Genomic DNA, 24,434 nt, shown 5'->3' with positions numbered 1-24,434 from the left:
TCGCCCTCCTCAGGCGAGCACGGCGACGAACGCCGCGATGTAGGCACCCAGTGCGCCGATGGCGCCGTAGGTTCGGACCTGGTGTGCGATGTGCCAGTTGGCCCGTTTGCGGTCCCAGTCCCGCGCGGTCCGTTCCGGGCTCCAGTGCTCGATCTGCCGCCAGACCGGCCGGTTGAACCCCTCCGAGGTGATCCCGACGACCAGCATGCCGACCGAGCCCGCGATGAACAGGGCGCCGATCAGCGCGTTCGGCGCGATCACCGCCGCCCACACGCCGATGCCTGCCGCGATCACCCCGTTCCACACCGCGATCGGGTGGAACGTGTGCATGTCGATCAGCTGGCACACCACCACGTAGCGGTCGTACTGCAGCTTGTTGAGCATCGGCAGGATCGACAGTTTCATGATCCACAGGGTGCCCAGCTGCACTCCTGCCGCCGCGAGCACCCAGACGGTCAGGATTCCCAGCGTCAGGTCCACGTCACTCGCTCCCCTTCGATGTCTGCTTGTGCACGACGTAGCGCTGCGACTTGGGGTCCTGCATGCACGCGCGCATCGGTTTGACCAGGTCCCTGTGTCCCTGGCTGCGCTCCCACTGCTCGAAGTGCGACAGCGACGACCACTCGCTCGTGATCAGCCACTGCTCCGGGTCGCCGGTCGACTGGCAGACCTGGTCGAGCAGGTGGCCGGGGACGCCCGCGGCCACCTCGTACCGGATCTTCTCGTACGCGCTGAGGAACTCCTCGGTGCGCGCGGCGGGCACGGTGAACTGGAACACCACGCGCGCCTTGGTCGCGTTGTCGGACATTTCAGCCTCCTGTCGCGGCCACGGCGCCGCGGTCTCGTGTGACCTCGGATCGGCCTTCGAATCGGCGCAGCACCACTGAGCTGTGGTAGCCGTCGAAGCCGTGTGCGCTGACCATCGCGACGTCCACCACTGCCTGCTTCGTCTCCGGGACGAACGCCAGGTCGCAGCCCGGCGCCGGGGTGCGGGTGCCCGCGCTGGCCGGAACCGCCTGCCGGTCGATCGCCAGCAGCGCGGTCGCCACGTCCAGTGCCGCACCGCCCTGGTAGATCCGGCCGGTGAGCGACTTGTGCGTGGACACCGGGACGCCGCCCTCACCGAACACCTCGGTGATCGCCGCCGCCTCGGTCGTGTCGTTCTCCGGCACGCCCAGCGCGTCGGGGATCAGCAGGTCGATGTCGGCGGGCACGACGCCGGCACGGTCCAGCGCCAGCCGCATGGATCGCGTGTACTGGCGTTGCGATCCGCCCGAGCCCCGTACCGTGTGTTCGCCGTCGTGGGTGACGCCCCAGCCCGCGATCTCGCCGTAGATCACCGGCGCGTTGCGGGCAAGCGCGTGCTCGAGGTCCTCGACCACGAGCACCGCACCGCCTTCGCCCGGGACGTACCCGCAAGCGTCGGCGTCGTACGGCATGTACGCCGACTCGGGGTCCTTGCGTTCGCTGAGCCTGCCGCTGCGCACCTGGCAGGCGAGCGCGTACGGGCTCAGCGGCGCTTCGAGCCCGCCCGCCAGGACCACGGACACGCCCCGGTCGATCATCCGTGCGGCGTGCGCGAGGCTGTCCAGTCCGCCGGCGGTTTCCGAGACCAGCACGTTGCTCGGTCCCTTTGCCTGGTGGCGGATGGACAACTGGCCGACCGTGGCCGCGTAGAACCACGCGATCGACTGGTACGCGCCGACTGTCCGTTCCGGGCGGCTCCACAGCCGCTGCAACTCCTTCTGGCCGAAGGCGTTGCCGCCGGACGAGCTCGCCATGATCACCGAGGTCCGGTACGGATCCACAGTGGACAGGTCGAGCGACGCGTCGCCAAGCGCTTGCTCAGCGGCGACGAAGCTCATCCACGTCCACCGGTCGGTCTGCACGACCAGCCTGCCGTCGACGCGCCCGGTGACGTCGAACCCGGGCACCTCGCCCGCGATCGTGGTCGGGTAACCGGACGCGTCGAACTGGCTGATCGGGCCGATCTTGCGGCGTCCGCTGGTGATCGTCTCCCAGTGCTCTCCCGTGCTCATCCCCGACGGCGAGACGATGCCGATCCCGGTGATCACGGCCCGGCGCCTCACGCCGTCAGCTCCTTGAGCCGCCGGAAGATCATCGCCGACTGGAACCCGCCGAACCCGCTGCCCACCGACAGCGCCGCGTCGACCGGCAGGGCCCGCGCGGTGTTCGGCGTGTAGTCCAGGTCGCACTCCGGGTCCCGGTTGGCCCAGTTCGCCGTCGGCGGGACGACACCGTCCACGATCGCCAGCGCGCACGCGGCCATCTCGATCGCGCCGATCGCGCCGAGCGAGTGCCCGACCATCGACTTGATCGAGCTGATCGGCACGTCGTACGCGGCCTCACCGAGCGAGCGCTTGAACGCGGCGGTCTCGTGCCGGTCGTTCTGGCGCGTACCGGAGCCGTGCGCGCAGATGTAGGAGAAGTCGTCCTTGTTCATCCTGGACTGCGCCATGGCGTCGTCGATCGCCAGCGACATCTCCATGCCGTCCGGACGCAGCCCGGTCATGTGGAAACCGTTGCTGCGCGCGGCGTACCCGGAAACCTCGCAGTAGATCTGGGCGCCACGAGCCCGTGCGTGCTCCAGTTCCTCGAGGATCAGCACCGCGCCGCCCTCACCGAGCACGAAACCCGTGCGGTCACGGTCGAACGGGCGTGACGCGTGCTCGGGGTCGTCGTTGTCCGGCGTGGTGGCCTTGATCGCGTCGAACGACGCCGAGGTCACCGGGGACAGCGGCGAGTCGGCCGCGCCGGAGATGATGACGTCGGCCTCACCGTCCTGCACCAGCTGGAAGGCGTAGCCGATCGCGTCGATGCCGGAAGTGCATCCGGTGGACACGACCTGGACCGGGCCGTGCGCGCCGTAGCGCACAGCGACGTCCGCGGCCAGGCTGCTGGGAACCAGCGCCTGGTAGAGGAACGGCCCCGCGTACGCACTGTCGACCAGCCAGTTCTTGCCGACGTCGCTGAGCACGACGTACTCGTCCTCCAGCGCGGTCGTGCCACCGACCGCCGAGCCGAGCACGACACCGGTGCGGTCCTGCAAGTCCTCGTCGAACTCGAGGCCGCTGTCGGCGATCGCCTCACCGGCGGCGGCCAGCGCGAACTGCACGTACCGGTCGCTGCGGCGGATCTCCCGCACCGACAGGCCGGCCTCGGCCGGGTCGAAGTCGCACTCGGCGGCGACCTGGGAGCGGAACGCCGACGCGTCGAACAGGGAGATCCGCCGGGTCGCGGTCCGGCCTTCGGTCAGGCAGGCCCAGAACGCCTTCCTGGTGACGCCACCGGGGGCGACGACGCCGACCCCGGTGACGACGACCCGGCGGCCACGTGTGCCGCTCATGCCTGCCTCGTGAAAGCCGATGCCTCTTCAGCGCTTTCGGTGTCGACGTGCCCGAGCTCAGGGCGCGGTGCGAGCGGACCGAGGTGGAAGACGGCCTTGACGGGCACCGTGCCCATGTTGCGCAGCCGGTGGCGGACCTTGATGGGGACCAGGAGGCCGGAGTCGGCCTCGACGACGGCCGGCTCGCCGTCGAGGTCGACAGTCAGCGTGCCGGACACCACGTAGAGGAACTCCTCGCTGTACGGGTGGTAGTGCTCGGCGATGCTCTCGCCGGGCTCGAGCACCGCGACGCCGAGGAACCCCGACTCACTGCCCACCGTGGCGGGCCCGAGCAGTACGCGGATCTCGGCACCGCGCCGGGTGTTCGGTGGGATGTCTCCCCGGGCGATCGTCTTGTGGGTGGTGGTCATCTTTCTCGTCTCTCCTCGAGCCATGGCAGGAACACACGGAACTGTCGGACCCCTGCGGTAACGTTGAAAACAAGGGATCCCCTTGGGGGAATTGCTGTTGCGGTCAAGAATGCTCTCGATCCACCGGCACCCTGCTCGACCTGCGGGAGCGCTGGAACTGTCAGACCCCACTGGTAACGTGGGAATCAGGGGTCCCCCTCGGGGGATTGTTGTTGCGGTGTTCGGCGCCCCGGTTCGGTCCGAGGCGCGTTCGTGTCGGCGCAACGGGTTCAGCGGGCGGCGGCCGCGCGGGCGGCGGCCTCGACCCGTTCCTTGATGACCTTCATCTGGCCGGGCGTGTTCGTGTTGATCCGGTTGGTCATGCCGTTGTCGTCCAGTGGCGCGGTCGGCTTCATGTGGAAGTCCTGCTTCCACACCATCCGCACGCCGCCCTGCTCCTGGGTGTACGTCCAGTGGATCTTCATGTACTCGAACGGCCCGGTTTCGATGCGCTTCGCGTGCACCTCGCGGTTGGCGAGGTCCATCCTGCGCTGGCTGACCCAGCTCCAGACCTTGCCGTTCTCGTCGGGGTGCAGCGCGAGGCGGAACGTCACGGTGTCGCCGTCGCGTTCGATCACCTCTGCCACCGCGTACTCGGTGAACAGGTCCGTCCAGTTGCCGACGTCGTTGGTCATGTCCCAGACAAGCTCGAACGGCGCGTCGATGAGGATGCTCGCCTCCGTGTGGCCCGCCATCTTCATACCCTCTCTGCCAGGCCGTCGCGCACGTACGCGGCGATCTCGGGCACGCTCATCGCCAGCGACTCGTCCGGGATCCGGACCTGGTGGCGGGTCTGCACGATCGCCTGCAGCTCCATGGTGGCCAGCGAGTCGAGGCCGAGGTCGGCCAGCGAGTCGTTCTCGTCGCCGTCGAACGCCGACGGGTCCAGCCCGGCCGCGCTGACCAGGATCTCCCTGATCTCGGTCGCGACGTCCGCCGCGACAGCCGGCTTCTCGTTCTGTACGGTCACTTCGCTTGCCTTTCTGCTCGGTTTCCCTCCGCCTGGACCCGGTCGACCAGACCGGTGCTGTGCCCGGCCGCGCGGAACTCGCGGTCGGCGAGCACACGCCGGAGGAAGGGAACTGTGGTCTTCACACCCGGGCCGTCCACTGTGAACTCGGCGAGCGCGCGGTCCATCCGGTTGAGCGCCTGGTCGCGGTCCGGTGCCCAGACGATCACCTTCGCCACCATGGAGTCGTAGTGCGGGCTGAGCACGTAGCCGGTGAACGCGTGCGTGTCCACGCGGGTGAACGGGCCGCCCGGCGGGTCGAACCGTTCGAGCACGCCCGCGGTCGGCACGAAGTCGCGGTCGGGGTCCTCGCCGTTGACGCGGCACTCCACCGCCACCCCGGACAGCCGGATGTCCTCCTGCGACACCGCCAGTTTGCGCCCGGCGGCGACCAGGATCTGCTCACGCACCAGGTCGACGCCGGTGATCATCTCGGTCACCGGGTGCTCGACCTGGATCCTGGTGTTGATCTCCATGAAGTAGTGGTTCTCGCGCTCGTCGAGGAGGAACTCGAACGTGCACACGCCGACGTAGCCGACCTTCAACGCGGCGAGCACGGCGGAGGTCGCCATGTCCTCGGCGTTGGCTGGCGACAGGGCAGGCGCGGGTCCTTCCTCGATCAGCTTCTGGTGCCGTCGTTGCACCGAGCAGTCCCTCGTGCCCAGGTGCACGCCGTTGCCGTGGCTGTCGCACAGCACCTGGACTTCCACGTGCCGCGCGCGTTCGAGGTAGCGTTCCAGGTAGACCCGTTCGTCGCCGAACAGGGACGCGGCGACGGTCTTGGCCTGCAGGAACGTCTTCTCCAGGTCCTCAGGGCCGCGGACGACCGCCATGCCCTTCCCGCCGCCTCCCGCCGACGCCTTGATGATCACCGGGTAGCCGATCCGTTGCGCGGTGGCCAGTGCGTGCGCGGCGTCCGGTGACGGCTCGACGCTTCCCGGCAGCAGCGGCAAACCGGCTTCGCTCATGATCCGCCGCGCGCTCGCCTTGTCACCGAGCGCCGACATCTGCGCCGGGCGCGGGCCGATGAACACGAGCCCGGCTTCGTCGCAGACCTCGACGAAGTCGGCGTCCTCGGACAGGAACCCGTAGCCGGGGTGGATGGCCTGCGCGCCGGTCTGCAACGCGGCTTCGATGATCGCCGGGGTGCTCTGGTAGCTGCGTTTGCTCTGCGCCGGGCCGATGTGCACGACCTCGTCGAAGTGCCGCAGGACACGGGGATCGCGGTCGGCCGTCGAGTACACGCCGACGGTGGCGATCCCCAGTTCCCGGCACGTCCGTGCGACGCGCAGCGCGATCTCGCCCCGGTTGGCGATGAGCACCTTAGTGAACATCGGCCGCCTCGTCCGCCGACGTCTTCAGCCGCAGCAGCGGCTGTTCGAACTCGACCGGTTCGCCGTCCGCGACGAGCAACTCCAGCACCACGCCCGTCTCCTCGGCGACGATGGGGTTGAACAGCTTCATCGCCTCGACGATCAGCACGGTCTGGCCGGCTTCCACCATGTCGCCGACCTTGACGAACGGCGGCTGGCCGGGACTCGGAGCGTGGTAGGCGGTGCCGACCATCGGTGAACGGACCACCATGGACTCGTCGTCGTGTTCGGTGACCGGTTCGGCGGCGAGTACCGCCACCGGCACCGCGGGGGCGAGTACGGGTGTCCCGGTCGCCGACTCCTGCCATTCCACCTCGATGACCGCGTCGCCGGAGCGGACGCTCAACCGCCGCAGGGCGCCGGGCAGGTCGCCGGCCAGTCGTAAGGTCTGTGCGCGCAGCCCGGCGAGCGCGTCGCCGTCGGCATGCTCCTGTTGTGGCGCCATCTAGCGCACCGATTCCCTTCCGCACTCGCTGATCAGAGTCCCCTTGGCGCCGAAGCCGCGGAACCGGGCCCTGCGGTCGCGGACCAGGTCGACGTCCTCGGCCTGTTCCAGCTCCGCGAGCATCCGGGACACCGCGTCGCCGAGCGCCGTCGCCATCCGCGGCGCGTCGGGTGGCTCCTCTGTGGACGATTCGGGCAGCACGCCGTCGACGACGCCGAGTTCGAGCAGCCTGCGCGCGGTGATCCCGAGCGCGCGGGCCGCGGTGGGGGCCGACGCGGCGTCCGCCCACAGGATCGCCGAGCAGCCTTCCGGCGTGATCACCGAGTAGACCGCCCGCTCGAACATCAGCACCCGGTTGGCCACGGCCAGCGCGAGCGCGCCGCCGCTGCCGCCCTCGCCGGTGATCACCGTGACCACCGGGGTGCCCAGCTCGAACATGCCGAGGATGCTCTCCGCGATCGCGACCGACTGGCCGTGTTCCTCAGCGTCCTTGCCGGGATACGCACCCGGTGTGTCCACGATGGACACGACGGGGATGCCGAGCCGGTCGGCGAGGCGCATCACGCGCAGCGCCTTGCGGTAGCCCTCCGGCTGGGGCATGCCGAAGTTGCGGCTGACCAGCTCGGCCGTCTGGTGGCCCTTCTGCTGGCCGATCACCGCGACCGGTCTGCCGTGCAGCCGGGCGAACCCGGCGACGATGGATGGGCAGTCCGCGGCCAGCCGGTCGCCGTGCAGTTCGACGAACCCGTCGAACGCCAGGTCGATGTAGTCCAGCGCGGTCGGCCTGCTCGTGCGGCGCGCGGTGGCGACCGCGTCCCACGCGTCGACCGGGTCGAGCAGCCGGGGTTCCCTGATCAGCGCGGCGGTCTTCTCCCGCGCGGACATCCGGGTGATCTCCCCGGTCTCGTCGGCCGCCCTCGTCGCCCACAGCAGCGCCTTGAGCCAGCCGCGCAGGTCGTGGCGGTGCTGCACGGTGTCCACCTGCCCGTGTGCGAGCAGGAAGTCCGCGGTCTGGAAGTCCTCCGGCAACCGCTGCCGGATGGTCTGCTCGATCACCCTGGGGCCCGCGAACCCCATCCGCGCGCCCTTCTCGATCACCAGGACGTCGCAGTTGGTCGCGAACGACGCCGCCACGCCGCCGTAGGTCGGGTCGGTGATCAGGCTGATGCTCAGCAGGCCCGCGTCCCGCATCGAGGCGAGCGCCTGGCTGATCTTGGCCATCTGCATCAGGGCGAGTACGCCCTCCTGCATCCTGGCACCGCCGGACGCGCTCGCGATCAGCAGCGGGATCCCCCGGTCGACGGCCTCCTCCGCCGTTCTGGTGATCAGCTCACCGACCGCGGCGCCGAGGCTGCCGCCCATGAAGCGGAAGTCCATCACCGCGAGCATCAACGGCATCCCGCCGATCCTGGCCAGTCCACAGTGGACCGCATCGTCCATCCCGGTCGCCGAGCGCGCCTTGGCCAGCCGGTCGGGATACGCCTGCGAGTCGACGAAGCCGAGCACGTCGGTGGCCACGACGCGGACCCCGAGCGGCTCGAAGCTGCCTGGATCGGCCAGCTGCGCGATCCGCTCGGCCGCGGTCAGCCGGTGGTGGTGGCCGCATTCCGGGCACACCCCCAACGCCCGCGCGAGTTTCTTCGCGTAGTTCAGCTCGCCGCAGCCGCAGCAGCGCGTCCAGCTCTGCCGGACCGGCGCCCGCGGGAAAACACTGGTCACCGAATACCTCCTTGCCGATGCGCCGCCACCCTTCGTGACGATTTCACCCGGCCGCGGTCCCACCGTCTTGAGCCAGCCGTCCCCCCGTATGCGGGATCTGCGTAAGGCAAGGAAAAACACTGCGTCCACTGCGGACACACAAATGGCCCGCCCGGTGTGAAACCGGACGGGCCAGTGCGTTCGCCGTGTCGTGGTCAGTGATTCGTCGTCAGTGCCCCAGTCCCGCGCGGCGAGCCAGCACCGCCGCCTCGGTCCGGTCGACCACCTGCAGCTTGGCGAAGATCCGCGAGTGGTAGTTGCGAACGGTTTTGATCGAGAGTCCCAGTGCGCGGGCGATGGCCACGTTGCCCTGCCCGTCGGCGACCAGTTCGAGCACCGCCCGTTCCCTGTCGGTCAGCTCAGGGAAGGGCGTTCGGGTCGCCGGTGGTTTGACCAGGTACTCCACCACCCACTTGGCGACCTCGGTGTCGAAGAACAGCCCGCCTGCCACGATCGTGTTGATCGCCTGGCGGACGTCCTCGGACCCGCTGCCCTTCATCAGGTACCCGCGGGCACCTGCCCTGATGGCCGCGAAGAACGTGTCGCGGTCCTCGAGCATGGTGACCATGACGACGGATGTCTCCGGCATCCGCGCGACGATGTTCCTGGTGACGTCGATACCCGACATCCCGGGCAGGTTGACGTCCATCAGCACCATCCTCGGCCTGAGCCGGTGGGTCAGCGCGAGTGCCTCGTCGCCGCTGCGCGCCTCGCCGACGACCGTGAACCCGTCGAAGTCCTCGAGCAGGTTGCGCAGGCCGTAGCGGTATACCGGATGATCGTCGGCGATCAGGAGCTTGATCTGATCGGTCTCGGTGTTCCCCACAGCACCATCCCCCAGTTACTTCTCTCACGCCGTTCTGGCCGCTGGACCCCACTCCGCCCCGGCGAGCGGCAATGCCGCGAGTGCCACCGCGCCGCTCGGGATCGCCGGCTGCACGGTGCACCACCCACCCAGTTCGGCGGCCCGGTCGGCCATGTTCCCGATACCGGAACCACCTGCGTCGAAAGCCTCGCGCGTCCGCACCTTGGTGACAAGCCCGACCCCGTCGTCCTGGACTTGCACGTGCAGATCCGCGTCACCGACCCACACCGACACCAGGCAGTTGTCCGCATAGGAGTGACGCAGGACGTTGGTCAGCGCCTCGTTGACGATCCAGAACGCCGCCCAGCCTGCCTCGCTGGGCACCCGGTCGAGCCCGTCCCCCAGTTCCAGCGAGATCTCGAGGCGGTCGCCGACGACCGCGCGCATCCGCCCGATCATGTTGCGCAGCGCGTCGTCGAATCCCGCCGAGCGGTTCATGCCGCTTGGCCGCGGCCGGCGTCGTTCGCCCCCGTCGCACGAACGCCGCCGCTCAGCCGACATCCGGCGCACGGTGGCGACCAGGTCGGTGGTGATGGTATGCGCCTCGGTGACCATCCGGTCGGCCCGGTCAGTGTCCGATTGCAACAACCTGCGAATCAGTTCCAGTTGTGCGGTGACCCCCGCCAGCGACGAGCCGACCTCGTCGTGCAGGTCCCTCAGGACGCGAGCCAGGTGGACCTGGTGGTCACACCGGCCGTCCGCGCAGGAGCCACCGGTGGGATCGCCGTCGGGTGCCTCCACGTCGCCTGCCGGTTGCTTGGGGCGCCTGGAAAACGGTGTCTGCTCTGGGAGCGGGAGCCAACCGGCCAGTGCCGCGCCCAGGCAGGATAAGAGAGACAGGACGAACAGCGAGATTCTGCGTAAGTTCCGCCTGCCGGCCGATCCGCGGTGCCCACTGGCGCCCGCGCCGGGATACTGGTGTTTTCGCTTCAGTTCCATACAAGTCCTAATCAGGCTGATCGATTGTCGAAACACGCCCGTCACGCGCATCCTGCCCCCAGAGCGCATTTGGTAGAACTGTAACGCCGATAACCAAAGATCAAAATGGAGCATACCAGCGCCATCTGGCACCCGCAAGGAACTCGACGCCGGTCGGGTACCAGCGCAATGGTAGTACTTGTTGCCCGGCGGTCACGGGATCGGCGCCCCGCATTGGCATGGGCCAATCAGGTCAGATCAAAACCTGAATAATGGGCACAAACAGGACATCTCGCTTTTGGAAACCGCAAGAAAGTCCGACCACCCCGACCGGGACGGCACCGCTATGACACAAGACGTCACAAGGAGAGCGGCTCCGGTTTCCCGGCTCGACTGGGATTGTCACCCAGGACGTCCGGGACCTCGCTGCACAGGGCACGTAGCCGTGGCTCACGGGCACTGGGACCACATATGCGGACTTGTCCGGCGATAACAGCGCTGCCCTGGGCGAACGGCTCCCAGCTTCGGCCGGGGAACACTGCGTGTGACGCCCATTGACGCTGCCGTCACCCATTTGCCGGTAAGCCTGCGTGGTTGCGCGCCGACCGGCCCGTGATTACCTTGACCCAAGGGTCACCGCCGGGTGACGCGAATTGAATTCTTCCCCCGGCGGCGATCGACGACAACTGGGGTCATCGCCGTCCGTCGGGAATTGCCACGGCGGTATCAAGCCGTTTGACGGCATCAACTGGCCTTGCGTTTCCGGCCCGACAAGGAAGCACATCCATGACGATGAATTCTCTGGCCACCGCATTGACACCGGACGGGTTGATTGAAATCTACCGGGTTATGCGGACCATCCGCGAGTTCGAAGACCGGGTGCACGTCGAGTTCACGGGCAGGGACATCCCCGGCGCCGTCCATTTGTACGCCGGCCAGGAGGCCGTGGCCGCAGGCGTCTGCTCGGTCCTGTCCGACGACGACTACATCGCCAGCACGCACCGCGGCCACGGGCACGCCGTGGCCAAGGGCTGCGACGTGACCGGCATGATGCTCGAGCTGTACGGCAAGGCGGGCGGCCTGTGCGGCGGCAAGGGCGGATCGATGCACATCGCCGACTTCGACCGCGGCATGCTCGGTGCGAACGGCGTCGCAGCGGGCGGCGTCCCCCTCGCCGCCGGAGCCGCGCTGTCGGCGAAAGTCCGTGGCACGGACCAGGTTTCGGTGGCGTTCGTCGGTGACGGCGGCGCCAACCAGGGCGCGTTCGCCGAAAGCCTCACGCTGGCGGCGGTCTGGCAGTTGCCCGTGGTGTTCGTGGTGGAGGACAACGGCTTCGCACAGGCGACCGGGACCAGGTTCCACCTCGCGGGCAAGCGCGTGGCACTGCGCGGCGAAGCGGTCGGTATCCCGTCGCAGGTCGTGGACGGCTACGACGTGTTCGCCGTGCGCGACGCGGCGGTCGAGGCCGTGGAGCGGGCCCGCTCCGGTGACGGCCCGACTTTGCTGGAGTGCAAGGCAGACCGGTTCTACGGCCACATGGAGGGCTGGGACCAGCAGGCTTACCGGCTCACCAGTGAGATCGACGAGCTGCGGTCGGCACGCGACTGCCTCGTGCTGTTCACCGAACGGGTGCTCGCCGAGGGCAGTGTGACCGCCGACGAGCTCGCCGGTGTCGACGCGACCGTGCGGGCGCGGGTGGCCGCCGCTGTCGAGGAAGCCCGCAGTGCCAAAGATCCGGACATCAGCGAGCTGCTGACCGACGTGTACGTCAGTTACTAAGGAGGACGGCGTGGCACGAATTCTGTCGTACCTGGATGCCATCGGTGAGGCACTGGCCCAGGAGATGCGCCGCGATCCCGCGGTCGTGGTCTTCGGCGAGGACAACATCGGCGGCACCGGCACCGACGGCAAACTGGGCAACGCGTGGGGGCCGACCAAGGGCCTCAACGAGATGTTCCCCGACCAGATCTTCGACGCCCCGATCACCGAGGCGGCGTTCGTCGGCGCCGCGGTGGGCGCGGCGGCGACCGGGTTGCGGCCGGTGGCCGACCTGCTGTTCGTCGACTTCGCCGGGGTGTGCTTCGACCAGATCCTCAACCAGGCGGCCAAACTGCGCTACATGGTCGGCGGCAAGGCCAGCGTGCCGCTGGTGCTGCGGGCGATGTGGGGCGCGGGCATGCGCCGCGGCGCGCAGCACTCCCAGGCGCTGTACCCGATCTTCACGCACATCCCCGGCCTGAAGGTCGTGGTGCCGTCGACACCGGCCGACGCCAAGGGCCTGATGACCACCGCGATCCGCGACAACGACCCGGTGGTCTTCTTCGAGCACAAGATGTTGTACTTCAGCCGGGGCGTGGTGCCGGAGGAGTCGTACGAGATCCCGTTCGGCCAGGCCAGGACCGTGCGCGAGGGCACCGACTGCACGATCGTGGCGATCGGCCGGATGGTCGGCGAGGCCGAGGTCGCCGCGGAGCAGCTGGCGATGGACGGGATGTCCTGCGAGGTCATCGACCCGCGCACAGTGTCCCCCTTGGACACCGAGAGCATCTACGCCAGCGTCCGGCGAACCGGCCGCCTGGTCGTGGTCGACGAGTCCAACCCGCGCTGCTCGGTCGCGTCGGACATCGCGTCACTCGTGGCGCAGAACACGTTCGACTCCTTGCGCGGCCCGGTCCAGATGGTCACCTCGCCGCACGCGCCGACCCCGTTCAGCCCGGCCTTGGAGGACGCGTACGCACCGAACTCCGGCCAGATCGTCTCAGCCGTCCAGCGGACCGTGCGCAGCGCGGTACCGGCCTAGTCCACGAAGGAGCGAGGATGACCACCACATCGGTCGACGAGCACCCGCACGTCCAGCTGCTCAAGAAAGTCTACGCGGCGTTCGGCGTCGGTGACGTGGAGACCGCGGGCACCTACTGGCACGAGGACGCGGTGCACCACTACCCCGGCCGCAACCCGCTGTCCGGTACCCACAAGGGTCTGCAGGAGTCGATCGCGTTCGCCAACAAGATCTTCGAGCTCACCGAGGGCAAGTTGTTCATGCAGGCGTGGGAGATCGGCGCGAGCGAGGGGCACGCGTACGCACTGCTGAACACGCGCTACGAGCGCAAGGGCAAGGTGCTGGAGATGCCGTTCGTGAACGTGGCGCGGATCGTGGACGGCAGGATCGCGGAGTTCTGGACCTACCCCAACGACGTGCACGCGACGGACGAGTTCTGGAATTCCTGAGGAGTCAGACGGTATGAGTACTGTGACCATCATCGGCGGGAGCGTGCTCGGCCTCGGTGCCGCGATCGCACTGGCCGACAAGGGACACCAGGTCGAGATCCTGGAACGGTCCGCCGACCCGCAACCGTCGACAGTGGACGATGCCTTCACCGCGAAGCGCCCGACCGTGCCACAGGGCGTGCAGTCGCACGCGTTCGCGTCGCTGGGCTGCAACCTGCTACGCGACCGCGCGAAGGACGTACACGACGAGCTGCTGGCTTCCGGCTGCACGGAGGTCCAACTCGCCGACTACACGCCACCGACGCTGGGCAAGGTCGAGCCCCGGCCGGAGGACAAGGACCTGCGGATGGTGATCGCCCGCAGGTCGACGTTCGAACTGGCGCTGCGCAAGCGCGCGCAGGCCCGCCCGAACATCCGCTTCAGCGCAGGCAGGACCGTCCGCGGCCTGGTCACCGAGAACGGCAAGGTCACCGGCGTCCGCCTGGAAGGCGGCTACACCCACCCGTCGGACATCGTGATCGACGCGACCGGGCGGCGCTCGGCTGCGGAGACCTGGCTGACCGACGCGGGCCTGCCCGCGCCGACCACGCAGAGCGAGAGCTGCAAGATCACCTACTACACCCGGTTCTACAAGCTGACGGCGGCTGCTCCCCCGGGGCCGATCAACCGCGGCTTCGGCGCGGGTGGCCTGTGGGACCACTACACGGCGGTGCTGTTCCTCGGTGACAACAAGACGTTCTCGATCTCGTTCGGCATCCTGCCGGACGACACCGCGCTGAAGGGCCTGCGCAACGAGGAAGCCTTCACCGCGGCGGTCAGGGCGACGCCGCTGCTGGCGGGCTGGGTGGCGCCGGGCAACTCGGAGCCGATCTCACCGGTGCACGCGATGGGAAGCCTGGACAACTCGCTGCGCCTGCCCCAGCCGGTGCAGGGGTTCTTCGGCATCGGCGACTCGGTCTGCACGACGAACCCGTCCTATGGCCGTGGTGTGTCACTGGGCCTGCAACACGCGTACCTGCTGGCCGACATGCTCGACGAACACCCGGAGGTCGGCCCGAAGCAGGCGCAGGCCTACGTGGAGCTGACCGAGCGCCTGCTGCGGCCGTGGTGGGAGGAAGCGATCATCAACGACCGCGGCCGGGCGGCGATGTGGGAGGCGACGGTGGCCGGACAGCCGCCGCAGCGCCCACCGGCCGGCGTGGTGAACTTCGGCATCGCGGTCGCCGCGTCCACAAAGGACGAGGAAGTCTGGCGCAGGGTGGCGAACGTGATGATGATGCTCAAGACACCGGACACCCTGTACCAGGATCCGGAGATCAAGGCACGGATCGGCAAGGCACTGGCAGGCGGCCCACCGCCGCAGCTGCCGGGTGCCTCCCGTGCGGACCTGGTCGACGTGGTGGCCAAGGCAAGCTGATGCGGATAGCGGTGTTCGGCGCGACAGGCGGGACAGGGATACAACTGACCCGCCAAGCCCTCGACCGCTGGCACGACGTGGTGGTGCTGGCTCGCAACCCCGCGGCGATACCCATCCAGCACCCCAGGCTCAGGGTCGAGCACGGTGACGTGCTCGACCCTGCGGTCGTGGCCAAGGTGGTCTCCGGTGCCGATGCTGTGGTCTCCGCGCTCGGCATCGGGTATCGCCGTCATGCGACTACCGTCTACTCAGCTGGTACGGCCAACGTCCTCGCTGCCATGGTGAAGACGGGTGTTCGTCGGGTCCAGGTGGTTTCCACCAGCTCCGTGCATGTTCCGCCTCGTAGTCAGTTCTTCGAGTGGCTCGTGGCGAAGTACCTGCTCCACCCCATGTTGCGCAAGCCTTACGCGGACATGGTGGAGATGGAGCGGCTCGTCATGGCCAGTGAGCTGGACTGGTCTGTCGTTCGGGCCGCTCGTTTGACCAACGGGATTCTCACCGGGGATTATCGGACTCAGGTTGACGGGAAGCTTCGGGGGTGCTGGTCCATCTCTCGGGCCGATCTTGCTTGTCACCTGCTGGACACTGTTGCCGACGCGCAGACTTACCGTTCTGTCACCGAGATCGCCTACTGAGCTGTGTGCGAGGCCCCCTGACTTCTTGTCAGGGGGCCTCGTGCTTGCTGGGCAGGGCTTTGGTTCTGTCGCCATGCTGTTCGCCGTGTTGTGGCCGGGCTGTTCGGCTTCTGCGGCCTGCTGTTCGGTGTGCTGTGGCCATGCTCTGGTTCTTGGTCCTTTGGTGGGCTGGGGCGGCGCCGATTTGGCGAAAGGGGCCCTGGGGCGCCCTCGGAGAGCGCAGAAGGAGGAGCCTCGCCCTGGCGGGTCCGCCTTCGCGATTCCGTATGCTCGCGAGGCTCTCCGCGCACACAAGCTTACGGGCGCCCCACCCTTTGTACAATCGTCGCCGCGCTCTGGTTTTCGGCCTTCAGAGGTGGCTTGAGCGCCCCGCAACAGCGGGTGGGGCTGCGAAGGTTCTTGTCTTTTTCTTTTACTGGAACGTAACCAGCAGCGCTGACGCAATCAGGCATCATCCGTTAAAACCCAGCACACGGCGGCGAGCAGGCCATAGGTGGGGCACGCTTACACACTCACCATGCACAGTCCACAGCGAGACGCAGGCACGGTGTGCGCTGGAAACCGGCCCCGGGACAAGCTGAGCCAACCCCGGGGCAGGCCGGAACCAGGCCCGAGACAAGCCGAAGCCAACCCCAGGACAAGTCCAACCAGAATTCCGGCCAAAGCAAGCGCCGCCCCCGATCCGCAGTCGCCGGAAACTGCGAACCGAGGGCGGCGGGCAACCGGCGACTCAGGCCAGCGCCATCGTGTAGCCTCCGCCCGCCACAATGGCGAGCACGTCCTTGATCCCCTGCACGGCAACAGGAGTGGACCGGTTCCCGGTCGTGCCGTCGCCGAGCTGACCGGCGTCGTTGAGGCCCCACGCCCGGAGGGTCCCGTCCTCCAGCAGCACGACGGTGTGTCCGCCAGGTCCGAACTCGTTACGGCCACCGCCACCGGCGACGGCCTTGACACCGCTGACCCCGGCGACCTGAGCGGGCAGGGGGCGGTTGTTCGTCGTTCCGTCGCCCAGTTGGCCGCTGTCGTTGTTGCCCCACATCCACACTGTTCCGTCCGTGGCGAGGACCAGGCTGTGGAAGTAGCCGCCGATGAATGCTTCCACGTCGACGTTCTCCAGGCCCGCCACGCGGACCGGGCTCAGGCGGGTTTCCGTTGAGCCGTCGCCGACCTGGCCGCGGTCGTTTCGTCCCCATGCCCACAGGGTTCCGTCGGCGGTCTTGGCTAGTGTGTGCCCTCCTCCGCCGTGCACCTCGACGACGTTCGGCAGGTCGACCATCACCGGCTCCAGCCTGGTCTCCGTCGTTCCGTCGCCCAGGCCTCCGAAGAGGTTGTGGCCCCATGACCACACGGTTCCGTCTGCGCGCAAGGCGACGCCGTGGCCGCCTCCCCATGCCACCGATGTCACGTCTCGCAGGCCCTTGACCTTCACCGGCTTGCTTCGGCTGTCCGTCGTTCCGTCGCCCAGGTCACCTCGGCCGTTGTGGCCCCAGGCCCACACCGTTCCATCTGCCGCCAGTGCCAGGGTGTGTCCGCCGCCGCCGGACAGCTGTGCGACGTCTTCCAGGCCTTCCACCCGGGCTGGGACTGCCCTGTTCTCGTTCGTCCCGTCACCTGCCTGGCCGTGGTCGTTACGGCCCCAGGCCCACACCGTTCGGTCCGCTCGCAGCACCACGCCCTGGCCGCCGCCTCCGGTGATGGTCACCACGTCGTCGAGGCCGTCCAGTTTCGCGGGCAGCAGGCGGGGCTCCGTCGTCCCGTCGCACTGCTGGCGGAAGGCGTTGTCGCCCCAGATCCACACGCTGCCGGTGGCGATCCCGGTCTCGGTGTTCACGACGGTCATCACGTCTCCTTTTCTTCGCTTACTAGCTGGGAACACCGGCGGCGATATCAGCCAGGTCGAGCAGGCTCGCCAGAACGTGGTCGGCGCCCTGCGCCGGGGACAGCGCGACCACCTCGTCGGCCTGGCGCAACCTGGCCACGTCAGCCACCGTCACCGCCAGTACCGTGAACTCGCAGCCGTAGGCCGCGTTCGCCCTCTTCCGTGCCGTTTGCACGGTTTCGGAGCCGTAGGCGCCGACTTCCAGATCGAGGTACCGGTTCACCCCGACCACGTCGGTCTTCTTCAGCGCGTCCTGCTTCGAGTCCGCTGTCACGACCGAGAGCACCGCGTCCGTCTCGTGCCTCAGCCTCGCCAGCCCTTCGGCCGCGCCCGGGTGGCGGACCAGCTCGCCGCGCTTGACCAGCACACCGTCTACTTCGAACAGAATCAGCCGCCGTCGCGGCATGGCGCCGCCCTCCTCACGTCCACTGCCCCGGCCTGGTGTTGACCGGGGCCAGGATGCCCAGGTCGCTCAGCAGCCGGGGGATGTCGTCGGCCAGCCACGACTCGGCCACCTTCCCGTCCGCCACCCGGTGCACCTCGGTACCGGTGATCTTGAATCCCTTCTCCGACGGCGGGATCCCCATCAACGCCCCGAGGTGCGTTCCCTCGGCCACGTACCGGCTGGTCACCAGGTCCCCCGACTCGAAGACGTCCTCGATCACCACCCGGTAGTCGGGAAACGCGTCACGCCACTGGCGCACGGACATCTTGAACGCCTCGGGACCACGCGGCAGCGACATCCCGGTCTTGTGCGCCACATAGTCCGAAGCGAACAGGTCGTACACAATGGACAAATCGCCCTGGTTGACGACCTTCTCCGTGATGTGCTTGACAAGCTGTGCGCCGGTCACGGTTCACCTCCACGTCGTTGCCTGGTCAAGACTTCCCCAACCCGGTCCTCGCGTCATGAGTCACTCGTCCCGGCCGGCTAGGAATATCGGGCGTTTCCGCCTGACGGCGGGCCCGCGCAGCGGCATGATCTGAGGGAGAGAACGCCGAATCCGAAGGAGTTGCGTGATGACTGATCGTCCGTTCCGTTTCGGCATCGTCGCCGGACAGGTTCCCGACGTGGCCGCGCTGGCGAAACTGGCCGGGCGTGCCGAGGAACTCGGGTTCGACACGCTGCTGACACCGGACCCGGTCAGCGAGCACGACCCGCTGGCCCTGCTCGCCGGGGTCGCGGCGACGACCACCCGGCTGCACTTCGGCACGTTCGTGCTCGCCGAATCCTTCCGGGACCACAAGAACACCGTCTGGCAGGCCCGTACGCTGACCAGGCTGTCCGGCGGGCGGCTGGAGCTCGGTCTCGGTGCCGGCCGGCCGGGGTCCGAGGCGTGGGCGGCCAAGCTGGGCCGGCAACTCGGCACGCCGGGTGAGCGGATCGCCCGGCTGGCCGAGCTGATCGCGCAGCTCAAGCAGGACGAGGACCGGCCGAGGCTGCTGATGGGCGGCGCCGGGCCGAAACTGCTCGGGCTGGCCGCCCGCGAAGCCGACACCGTCACCTTCACGTGGAAGCCGGCCACGACCGAGGACGAGGCGCAGGCCATTGTGGACCGCTTCAAGGACATCGCGGCCGAGCGGTTCGGCGAGATCGAGCTCAACATCAACCTGATCGCCGCCGGTCAGGACCTGCCCACGCAGGTGCAGCCGTTCATCGGCGCGAGCGTCGCCGACCTGGCCGCTTCCGGTGCTGTGACCGTGCTGGCGGGCACGACCGAGCAGATGGTCGAGACCGTCCGCAGGCAACGCGAACGGCTGGGCATCTCGTACTTCACCGTCAACTCGTTCTACCTGGAGAAGTTCGCGCCGGTGGTGGCCGAGCTCAAGGGGACGTGACCGCCCTCGCCGCCTGGGAACCTTGTCCCAGGCGGCGGGGAAATGCGGCCCGGCACCGCGACAAGGTCCGTTTCCTGATGCCAGCGTGGATCCGCAGTCGAGCGAGGGAGCGGATCCATGATCACGAGAAGGACGTTGCTGCGTACGGGAATGGGCGCGACGGCCGGGGCGCTGCTGTGGTCCGGCACGGCCACCGCGGGCCCGCCGCGTACGCGGTGGGAACGGCTACGGCGGCACCTGTCCGGCGACGTCGTGCTACCGGGCGATGCCACGTATGCCCAAGCCCGGCAACTGGACAGCGCGGCCTTCGACGACGTCCTGCCGCGGGCGATCGCCTACTGCGAGAACACCGGCGACGTCCGGACGTGCCTGCGATTCGCACAGGACAACGACATCGCCGTCGCTGTGCGCAGCGGCGGCCACTCGGCCGCGGGCTACTCCACGACGACCGGCCTGGTTCTCGACGTCTCCCGGCTCAACCAGATCGACGTGGGCCACGGCTCGGTCCGGCTCGGCCCTGGCGTGCAGGGCGTCGACCTGCTGGCCACGCTGAGCCCCCATGGTCTCTCGGCGATCACGGGCAACTGCCCGACCGTCGGGATGGGCGGCTACCTGCAAGGCGGCGGTGTGGGCCCGTTGTCACGCAAGTACGGCGTGGCAAGCGATCGGCTGCTGTCGGCCGAGGTCGTGCTCGCGAACGGCCGGCTGGTGCGGTGTTCGCCGTGGCGCGAACCTGAGCTGTTCTGGGCGTTACGCGGCGGCGGTGGCGGCAATTTCGGTGTGGTGACACGCTACGAGATCGCGCCGGTGACCACGACACGGATGGTGAGCTTCAACCTCAGCTGGCCGTACGCCCGCGCCGCCGAAGTGATCGCCGCCTTCCTGCCGTGGCTGGCCGTGGCGCCGGACGACCTGACCGCGAACCTGACCGTGATGAACCAGAACGCGGCACCCGGAAGCCAACCGTCGCTGTTCGTGTCCGGCAGCTGGTTCGGCGGACCAGTGACCACTGTGGACCCACAGCTCGGCGAACTCGTCTCGGCCGTCGGTTCGGCGCCGGTCAACCGGTCCGCCGACGATCTGACGTACGTCGACGCGATGATGCGGATGTTCGGGTGCGGCACCAAGACCGTCCAGCAATGTCACCGAGTCGGCTACAACCCCGAGGCCACCCTGCCACGGCAGAGCTTCGTGCTCGCCAGAGGTCGGCTGGGCGGACGGCCGTTGACGACCTCGGCGATCAGCGAGGCGCTTGCGGTCTACGAGGCGGATCCGGCGGCGGGCCAGTTCCGGCTGATGAGCTGGGGCGGGCTCGGTGGGCAGATCAACCGCGTGGCACCGTCGGCGACCGCGTACGTCCACCGCGGCGCGCAGCACTACTTCACGTACACCGCGGGCGTTCGCACCGCGGCACCGTCCGGCGAGGTGAAAGCGTCGATCGGATCGTGGACCGCCAAGGGATTCGAGGTGGCCAGGCGGTACGGCAACGGCGAAGGACAAGTCAACTTCATCGACGCCGCCCTGCCGGACTGGCGCCGGGCCTACTACGGCAGCAACCACCCCAGGCTCCAGCGGGCCAAGCGCCACTACGACCCGCACGGCTTCTTGCGCTTCGCACAAGGCCTTTAGAGGTCCGGTTTGTCCGGCGGCGGGCCACTGAGGATGGTGGCCCGACCGACCGACCGGCCGGAGAAGCGGAACCAGCCGTGCACGACGAGGCTCGCGGCGAGCACGGCCAACGGGAAGATCGGCCAGAAGAACTCGATCGGTGCCACCGCCCAGCGGTAGATCAGCAAACCGGTCAGCGCGGCCACGACACCGATGTGCACGAGAAACCACAACCGCATGTCCCGCGCCCCGGAACCGGGCGCGGGGACGTGCCGGTCGGGCAGGTCGTCGACGAGCCTGCGCAGTTCGTACCGGTAGGTCGCGGCGTACGCCGCGGCCAGCCGCTGTTCGGCCTCGGCGAGGGAAAGCCGCCCCTCGCCGTTGGCCGCCTCGATCCGGTGCGCGGTGTCCTCGCGTTCGAGGTCGGAGGCGCGAACCCCGAAGGTCCGCCATGACTTGTTTGCCATGCCTCAAGCATCCAGTGTCGCGCTGTGTGGCGCGTCGGGCACCTGGCGGCATTCCCCGTACGCGATCTTGCTCATAGCAATACGCATCCTGTCGTACATTTCATTGCGTCTTGCGCAACGGCTTCTCTTTGAGGAAAAGGATGGTGCAGACGGCCCCGGCCGCGATGATCGAGGCGATCAGGAAGACCGTCGTGACCGACTCGGTGACGCCGGTGGTGATCGCCTCACGTGCGGCGGCGGGCAGGTGCTGGATCTCCTGCGGGACAGCCTGGATCGCCTGCGCGCTCATCCCGCCCGCGCCCGCGCCGAGGTGTTCGGCGAGTTGGCTGGCGAACACCGAGCCGAGCACGGCCGACCCGATCGACGCGCCCAGTGACCGGAAGAAGTTCGCTGACGCCGTCGCGATGCCGATGTCCTGCCGTTCCGCGCCGTTCTGCACCGCGGTCACCAGCACCTGTGCCACCAAACCGAATCCGACGCCGAACAGCAGTACGTAGGTGGTCATGGTGAGCTGGGACGTGTGCTCGGTGATCTGGGACAGCAGGAACCCGACGACGGTCGCGATGGCCAGGCCGATCACCGGGAAGTGCTTGTACCGCCCGGTTTTCGCGATCAACTTGCCCGCGATCGTGGTGGACAGCGTGATCCCGATCGTCATCGGCAGCAGGAGCAGGCCGGTGCTCGTGGCCTTGGCGCCGACGACGATCTGCAGGAACAGCGGTGTGAACATCAGGACGGCGAACATCATGCACGTGGACAGGAACAGCGTGAGCGCCACGACCACGAAAACGGGGTTGCGGAACAGTCTCGGCGGCAGGATCGGCTCGGCCGCGCGGCGCTCCCAGAACGCGAAGACGCCCAGCAGCACAACGGCTCCGGCGATCAGCCCGAGGATCTCCGCGGAGTTCCACGCCGCCCGCTTGCCGCCCCACTCGGTCACCAGCAGCAAACAGACCACGCCGCCGGTGAGCAGGACCGCGCCGGGCACGTCGACCGACCGTTTCGACCGGGTCTGCGGCAGTTTCAGCTTCGTGATCACCACGAGCAGCGCGACGGCACCGACCGGCAGGTTGACGTAGAACACCCACCGCCACGACGTGACGTCGACCAGCAGGCCACCGAGAAACGGCCCCAGCACGCTCGCCAGCGTGAACACCAGTTGCAGATATCCCTGGTAACGGCCGCGTTCGCGGGGCGCGACGACATCGGCGAGCACCGCCATGGCCAGTGTCATCATGCCGCCCGCGCCCAGGCCCTGGCACGCGCGGAACGCGATCAGCTGGCCGATGTCCTGCGCCAGCCCGCACAGCGCGGAGCTGACCAGGAACACCACGATCGAGGCGACAAAGAGGCGTTTGCGGCCGTAGAGGTCGCTGCTGCGGCCCCACAGCGGGGTCGTCGCCGCCGACGCGAGGTGGTAGACGGTGACGATCCAGGACAGTTGCGCCAGGCTGCCCAGATCGCCGGAGATCGACGGCAGCGCGGTGGCGATGATGGTCTGGTCGAGCGACGCCAGGAACATCGCGAGAGCGAGACCGCCGAAGATGATCAGGATCTCGCGCTTGTCCGGCTCCGCCGGCGCCCGGCCGGGAGCGGTTACTGCGACTCCCCGTTGACGAGCACGATCTTGCCGCCGACCGCGCCGCGCTCCAGCTCCCGCTGCGCGTCCGGTGCCTGCGCGAGCGGCACGGTCTTGGCGATGATCGGCGTGATCTTGCCCTGCGCCAGCAGGTCCAGCACGGCCGCGAGGTCCTCGCGGTAGGCGTGCGGGTGCGTCTTCTCCAGGCTCCACGCGTTGTAGAACAGGCTGCGCTTGCCGTTCGGGATCAGCTTGGGCAGCACGATCCCGCCGAGGAACCCGCGCGCGCCGACGGCTTTCCTGGCCTGGCCGTCGACCAGTGCGGCGCTCTGGCCGTACGCGACCAGGATGCCGCCGCGTTCGACCACCGACGAGGACTTGTTGAAGTGCGAGCCGCCGATCGCGTCGAACGCCGCGTACACCGAGCCGCCGGGCAGCGCCCGGATGACGTCGACGAAGTCCTCCTTGCGGTAGTCGATCGGGTGCCCGCCGAACTTGCGGACCAGGTCGAGGTTCGCCGTCGACGCGGACCCGTACACCTCGATCCCGGCGAGCTGGGCCAGCTGCAGGAACGCGACACCCACGCCGCCGGACGCGCCGTGCACCAGGACGCGCTGGCCCGCCTTGACTTCCGCGACGCGGTGGAGCATCTGGTACGCGATGAAGTAGTTCAGCGCCACCGCGGCCGACTCCACCGCGTTCGCGCCGTCCGGGCGCGGCACGAGCCGCTCCGCGGGCGCGATCAGGCGCTCGGAGTACCCGCCGGTCTGCACGAGCGCGGCGACCGGCTGGCCGGGTTCGAGGCCCCGGACGCCGGGGCCGGCCTTCTCCACCACGCCGGCGAAGTCGAATCCCGGCGTGAAGGGAGGTTTCGGGCTGCCGGGGATCACACCGAGCCGGATCAGGATGTCCCCGAAGGACACCCCGGCCGCGTCGATGCGCACCAAGGCCTGTCCCTGCCCCGGTTCCCCGATCTGTTCAACGCGTTCTTGCAGCGTTTCCGGTCCGCCGATCGCGGTCACGCTGAGCTGACGAGAATGCATTCCGGGCCTCCGTCGTCGGTCGTCGTGACCTGCTTATCAGGCAGATCCGGCGCCGGGCAACGAAGTCACCGCCATATACGCCGCATTTCCCCATTGGCACCGGCATTTACGCCCTACGTCGCAGATGAATTCCCAGCCAAGCTGGGACACTTTTCTCTTGACAGGAGAATTGTGGATCAGAAATCGACGAGCTCGATCATGACGGTCGCGGTGTCGCCGGCGCCGAGCGCCTCGGCCTTGCGGACGGCGCGCTTGACCGGCAGGACGTAGCCGCCCTCCGCGCTGGGGAAGATCGACGTGCGCCAGATGGTGGCGCCGACCGTCACGATCACCCGGACCGAGCCGAAGCCGCGGCTGATCCCGGCGCTGATCTCCTTGATCTCCTCGGAGATGGCCTCGGGCACGCTGACGAACGTCCAGCTGTCGGTCTTGCGCGCGTCCCACAACCACAGGTCGGCTTCGAACGTGACGATCACGCCCGGGAGCATGGCACAGAGGTCCGACGGTGCTACCGCGAGCGGCGGTACTCGCCGGATGGCAGGCCGTCGGGCAGGG

Annotated in this window: 25 protein-coding genes and 1 pseudogene; 7 read left to right on the top strand and 19 right to left on the bottom strand. The window is 68.5% G+C overall.

The window, feature by feature from the left end:
• Positions 1-9 precede the first annotated feature (9 nt).
• The 12 genes from AOZ06_RS18755 to AOZ06_RS18700 all read right to left on the bottom strand — a co-directional run bounded on the left by AOZ06_RS18755 (position 10) and on the right by AOZ06_RS18700 (position 10,007).
• Positions 10-480 (bottom strand): hypothetical protein, encoded by a 471-nt coding sequence (locus AOZ06_RS18755; protein WP_054290593.1) that lies wholly within the window; start codon positions 478-480, stop codon positions 10-12.
• A 1-nt stretch (position 481) separates the two neighbouring features.
• The gene (locus AOZ06_RS18750; RefSeq protein ID WP_054290592.1) at positions 482-808 is read right to left on the bottom strand and encodes an antibiotic biosynthesis monooxygenase family protein; all 327 of its coding nucleotides are present in this window, start codon (positions 806-808) and stop codon (positions 482-484) included.
• A 1-nt stretch (position 809) separates the two neighbouring features.
• Positions 810-2,090 carry a beta-ketoacyl synthase N-terminal-like domain-containing protein gene (locus AOZ06_RS18745; protein WP_157233105.1) on the bottom strand — a complete coding sequence of 427 codons (1,281 nt, stop codon included), beginning with the start codon at positions 2,088-2,090 and terminating at the stop codon, positions 810-812.
• Positions 2,087-3,367: a beta-ketoacyl-[acyl-carrier-protein] synthase family protein gene (locus tag AOZ06_RS18740; protein WP_054290591.1), complete on the bottom strand. Its 1,281-nt coding sequence runs from the start codon at positions 3,365-3,367 to the stop codon at positions 2,087-2,089. Before AOZ06_RS18740 ends, AOZ06_RS18745 begins: the two co-directional genes overlap by 4 nt.
• Complete coding sequence (locus AOZ06_RS18735; RefSeq protein ID WP_054290590.1) at positions 3,364-3,777, bottom strand: cupin domain-containing protein; 414 nt, start codon at positions 3,775-3,777, stop codon at positions 3,364-3,366. Before AOZ06_RS18735 ends, AOZ06_RS18740 begins: the two co-directional genes overlap by 4 nt.
• Before the next feature lie 269 nt (positions 3,778-4,046).
• Positions 4,047-4,511, bottom strand: a complete 465-nt coding sequence (locus AOZ06_RS18730) for an SRPBCC family protein (RefSeq protein ID WP_054290589.1) — start codon at positions 4,509-4,511, stop codon at positions 4,047-4,049.
• A gap of 2 nt (positions 4,512-4,513) precedes the next feature.
• On the bottom strand, positions 4,514-4,786 hold the full coding sequence (locus AOZ06_RS18725; RefSeq protein ID WP_054290588.1) for an acyl carrier protein: 273 nt from the start codon (positions 4,784-4,786) through the stop codon (positions 4,514-4,516).
• On the bottom strand, positions 4,783-6,159 hold the full coding sequence (locus AOZ06_RS18720) for an acetyl-CoA carboxylase biotin carboxylase subunit (protein WP_054290587.1): 1,377 nt from the start codon (positions 6,157-6,159) through the stop codon (positions 4,783-4,785). Before AOZ06_RS18720 ends, AOZ06_RS18725 begins: the two co-directional genes overlap by 4 nt.
• Complete coding sequence (gene accB, locus AOZ06_RS18715; protein ID WP_054290586.1) at positions 6,149-6,643, bottom strand: acetyl-CoA carboxylase biotin carboxyl carrier protein; 495 nt, start codon at positions 6,641-6,643, stop codon at positions 6,149-6,151. The genes AOZ06_RS18720 and accB overlap by 11 nt, the downstream gene beginning before the upstream one ends.
• A complete protein-coding gene (locus AOZ06_RS18710) occupies positions 6,644-8,362 on the bottom strand; it encodes an acetyl-CoA carboxylase carboxyl transferase subunit (RefSeq protein WP_054290585.1) in 1,719 nt (572 codons plus the stop codon).
• A 208-nt stretch (positions 8,363-8,570) separates the two neighbouring features.
• Positions 8,571-9,227: a response regulator gene (locus AOZ06_RS18705; RefSeq protein WP_083471786.1), complete on the bottom strand. Its 657-nt coding sequence runs from the start codon at positions 9,225-9,227 to the stop codon at positions 8,571-8,573.
• A 24-nt stretch (positions 9,228-9,251) separates the two neighbouring features.
• On the bottom strand, positions 9,252-10,007 hold the full coding sequence (locus AOZ06_RS18700; RefSeq protein WP_054290584.1) for a sensor histidine kinase: 756 nt from the start codon (positions 10,005-10,007) through the stop codon (positions 9,252-9,254).
• Between the two features lie 963 nt (positions 10,008-10,970).
• Between AOZ06_RS18700 and AOZ06_RS18695 the strand changes: the two genes are divergently transcribed.
• From AOZ06_RS18695 to AOZ06_RS18675, 5 genes are read left to right on the top strand one after another with little or no spacing between them, the layout of a single operon-like run.
• Positions 10,971-11,963 carry a thiamine pyrophosphate-dependent dehydrogenase E1 component subunit alpha gene (locus AOZ06_RS18695; RefSeq protein ID WP_225954790.1) on the top strand — a complete coding sequence of 331 codons (993 nt, stop codon included), beginning with the start codon at positions 10,971-10,973 and terminating at the stop codon, positions 11,961-11,963.
• A gap of 10 nt (positions 11,964-11,973) precedes the next feature.
• The gene (locus AOZ06_RS18690; RefSeq protein WP_054290583.1) at positions 11,974-12,984 is read left to right on the top strand and encodes an alpha-ketoacid dehydrogenase subunit beta; all 1,011 of its coding nucleotides are present in this window, start codon (positions 11,974-11,976) and stop codon (positions 12,982-12,984) included.
• Between the two features lie 17 nt (positions 12,985-13,001).
• A complete protein-coding gene (locus tag AOZ06_RS18685) occupies positions 13,002-13,412 on the top strand; it encodes a nuclear transport factor 2 family protein (protein ID WP_054290582.1) in 411 nt (136 codons plus the stop codon).
• 13 nt (positions 13,413-13,425) lie between these two features.
• Positions 13,426-14,829, top strand: coding sequence for an FAD-dependent oxidoreductase (locus tag AOZ06_RS18680; protein WP_054290581.1), 1,404 nt, complete (start codon positions 13,426-13,428; stop codon positions 14,827-14,829).
• A complete protein-coding gene (locus AOZ06_RS18675) occupies positions 14,829-15,464 on the top strand; it encodes an NAD(P)-dependent oxidoreductase (RefSeq protein ID WP_054290580.1) in 636 nt (211 codons plus the stop codon). Before AOZ06_RS18680 ends, AOZ06_RS18675 begins: the two co-directional genes overlap by 1 nt.
• 730 nt (positions 15,465-16,194) lie before the next feature.
• On the opposite strand, the gene AOZ06_RS18670 is transcribed toward AOZ06_RS18675, so the two are convergent.
• The 3 genes from AOZ06_RS18670 to AOZ06_RS18660 are packed head-to-tail and all read right to left on the bottom strand — an operon-like array spanning position 16,195 to position 18,197.
• Positions 16,195-17,304: an RCC1 domain-containing protein gene (locus AOZ06_RS18670; RefSeq protein ID WP_054290579.1), complete on the bottom strand. Its 1,110-nt coding sequence runs from the start codon at positions 17,302-17,304 to the stop codon at positions 16,195-16,197.
• Between the two features lie 22 nt (positions 17,305-17,326).
• Positions 17,327-17,749, bottom strand: coding sequence for an HAD family hydrolase (locus AOZ06_RS18665; RefSeq protein ID WP_054290578.1), 423 nt, complete (start codon positions 17,747-17,749; stop codon positions 17,327-17,329).
• A gap of 13 nt (positions 17,750-17,762) precedes the next feature.
• Positions 17,763-18,197 (bottom strand): ester cyclase, encoded by a 435-nt coding sequence (locus tag AOZ06_RS18660; RefSeq protein ID WP_054290577.1) that lies wholly within the window; start codon positions 18,195-18,197, stop codon positions 17,763-17,765.
• Positions 18,198-18,363: 166 nt separating this feature from the next.
• Here AOZ06_RS18660 and AOZ06_RS18655 point away from each other — a divergent pair, with 166 nt between their 5' ends.
• The gene (locus tag AOZ06_RS18655; RefSeq protein WP_054290576.1) at positions 18,364-19,182 is read left to right on the top strand and encodes an LLM class flavin-dependent oxidoreductase; all 819 of its coding nucleotides are present in this window, start codon (positions 18,364-18,366) and stop codon (positions 19,180-19,182) included.
• A gap of 117 nt (positions 19,183-19,299) precedes the next feature.
• The gene (locus AOZ06_RS18650; RefSeq protein WP_054290575.1) at positions 19,300-20,811 is read left to right on the top strand and encodes an FAD-binding oxidoreductase; all 1,512 of its coding nucleotides are present in this window, start codon (positions 19,300-19,302) and stop codon (positions 20,809-20,811) included.
• Here the strand turns inward: AOZ06_RS18650 and AOZ06_RS18645 are convergent.
• From AOZ06_RS18645 to AOZ06_RS18630, 4 genes and pseudogenes are all read right to left on the bottom strand, one after another.
• Positions 20,808-21,257, bottom strand: coding sequence for a DUF1707 SHOCT-like domain-containing protein (locus tag AOZ06_RS18645; RefSeq protein WP_054290574.1), 450 nt, complete (start codon positions 21,255-21,257; stop codon positions 20,808-20,810). The genes AOZ06_RS18650 and AOZ06_RS18645 overlap by 4 nt on opposite strands.
• 100 nt (positions 21,258-21,357) lie before the next feature.
• A pseudogene (locus AOZ06_RS18640) lies at positions 21,358-22,827 on the bottom strand (MDR family MFS transporter); the annotation flags it as partial.
• A gap of 26 nt (positions 22,828-22,853) precedes the next feature.
• On the bottom strand, positions 22,854-23,879 hold the full coding sequence (locus AOZ06_RS18635) for a medium chain dehydrogenase/reductase family protein (protein ID WP_054290572.1): 1,026 nt from the start codon (positions 23,877-23,879) through the stop codon (positions 22,854-22,856).
• A gap of 176 nt (positions 23,880-24,055) precedes the next feature.
• Entirely contained in the window at positions 24,056-24,355 is a 300-nt protein-coding gene (locus AOZ06_RS18630; protein ID WP_054296734.1) for a DUF1905 domain-containing protein, read from the bottom strand.
• Between the last annotated feature and the right edge of the window lie 79 nt (positions 24,356-24,434).

The sequence above is a fragment of the Kibdelosporangium phytohabitans genome, from assembly GCF_001302585.1.
Lineage (GTDB): Bacteria > Actinomycetota > Actinomycetes > Mycobacteriales > Pseudonocardiaceae > Kibdelosporangium > Kibdelosporangium phytohabitans.
Note: the sequence above shows the minus strand (reverse complement) of the source record. Positions and strands in the feature narration are given on the sequence as shown.

What these genes read in the sequence shown, in the direction of transcription:
- AOZ06_RS18750 (WP_054290592.1), bottom strand. Translation starts at nt 808, where the DNA reads ATGTCCGACAACGCGACCAAGGCGCGCGTGGTGTTCCAGTTCACCGTG.
- AOZ06_RS18740 (WP_054290591.1), bottom strand. Translation starts at nt 3,367, where the DNA reads ATGAGCGGCACACGTGGCCGCCGGGTCGTCGTCACCGGGGTCGGCGTC.
- AOZ06_RS18735 (WP_054290590.1), bottom strand. Translation starts at nt 3,777, where the DNA reads ATGACCACCACCCACAAGACGATCGCCCGGGGAGACATCCCACCGAAC.
- AOZ06_RS18730 (WP_054290589.1), bottom strand. Translation starts at nt 4,511, where the DNA reads ATGGCGGGCCACACGGAGGCGAGCATCCTCATCGACGCGCCGTTCGAG.
- AOZ06_RS18720 (WP_054290587.1), bottom strand. Translation starts at nt 6,159, where the DNA reads ATGTTCACTAAGGTGCTCATCGCCAACCGGGGCGAGATCGCGCTGCGC.
- accB (WP_054290586.1), bottom strand. Translation starts at nt 6,643, where the DNA reads ATGGCGCCACAACAGGAGCATGCCGACGGCGACGCGCTCGCCGGGCTG.
- AOZ06_RS18695 (WP_225954790.1), top strand. Translation starts at nt 10,971, where the DNA reads ATGACGATGAATTCTCTGGCCACCGCATTGACACCGGACGGGTTGATT.
- AOZ06_RS18685 (WP_054290582.1), top strand. Translation starts at nt 13,002, where the DNA reads ATGACCACCACATCGGTCGACGAGCACCCGCACGTCCAGCTGCTCAAG.
- AOZ06_RS18680 (WP_054290581.1), top strand. Translation starts at nt 13,426, where the DNA reads ATGAGTACTGTGACCATCATCGGCGGGAGCGTGCTCGGCCTCGGTGCC.
- AOZ06_RS18675 (WP_054290580.1), top strand. Translation starts at nt 14,829, where the DNA reads ATGCGGATAGCGGTGTTCGGCGCGACAGGCGGGACAGGGATACAACTG.
- AOZ06_RS18670 (WP_054290579.1), bottom strand. Translation starts at nt 17,304, where the DNA reads ATGACCGTCGTGAACACCGAGACCGGGATCGCCACCGGCAGCGTGTGG.
- AOZ06_RS18665 (WP_054290578.1), bottom strand. Translation starts at nt 17,749, where the DNA reads ATGCCGCGACGGCGGCTGATTCTGTTCGAAGTAGACGGTGTGCTGGTC.
- AOZ06_RS18655 (WP_054290576.1), top strand. Translation starts at nt 18,364, where the DNA reads ATGACTGATCGTCCGTTCCGTTTCGGCATCGTCGCCGGACAGGTTCCC.
- AOZ06_RS18650 (WP_054290575.1), top strand. Translation starts at nt 19,300, where the DNA reads ATGATCACGAGAAGGACGTTGCTGCGTACGGGAATGGGCGCGACGGCC.
- AOZ06_RS18645 (WP_054290574.1), bottom strand. Translation starts at nt 21,257, where the DNA reads ATGGCAAACAAGTCATGGCGGACCTTCGGGGTTCGCGCCTCCGACCTC.
- AOZ06_RS18635 (WP_054290572.1), bottom strand. Translation starts at nt 23,879, where the DNA reads ATGCATTCTCGTCAGCTCAGCGTGACCGCGATCGGCGGACCGGAAACG.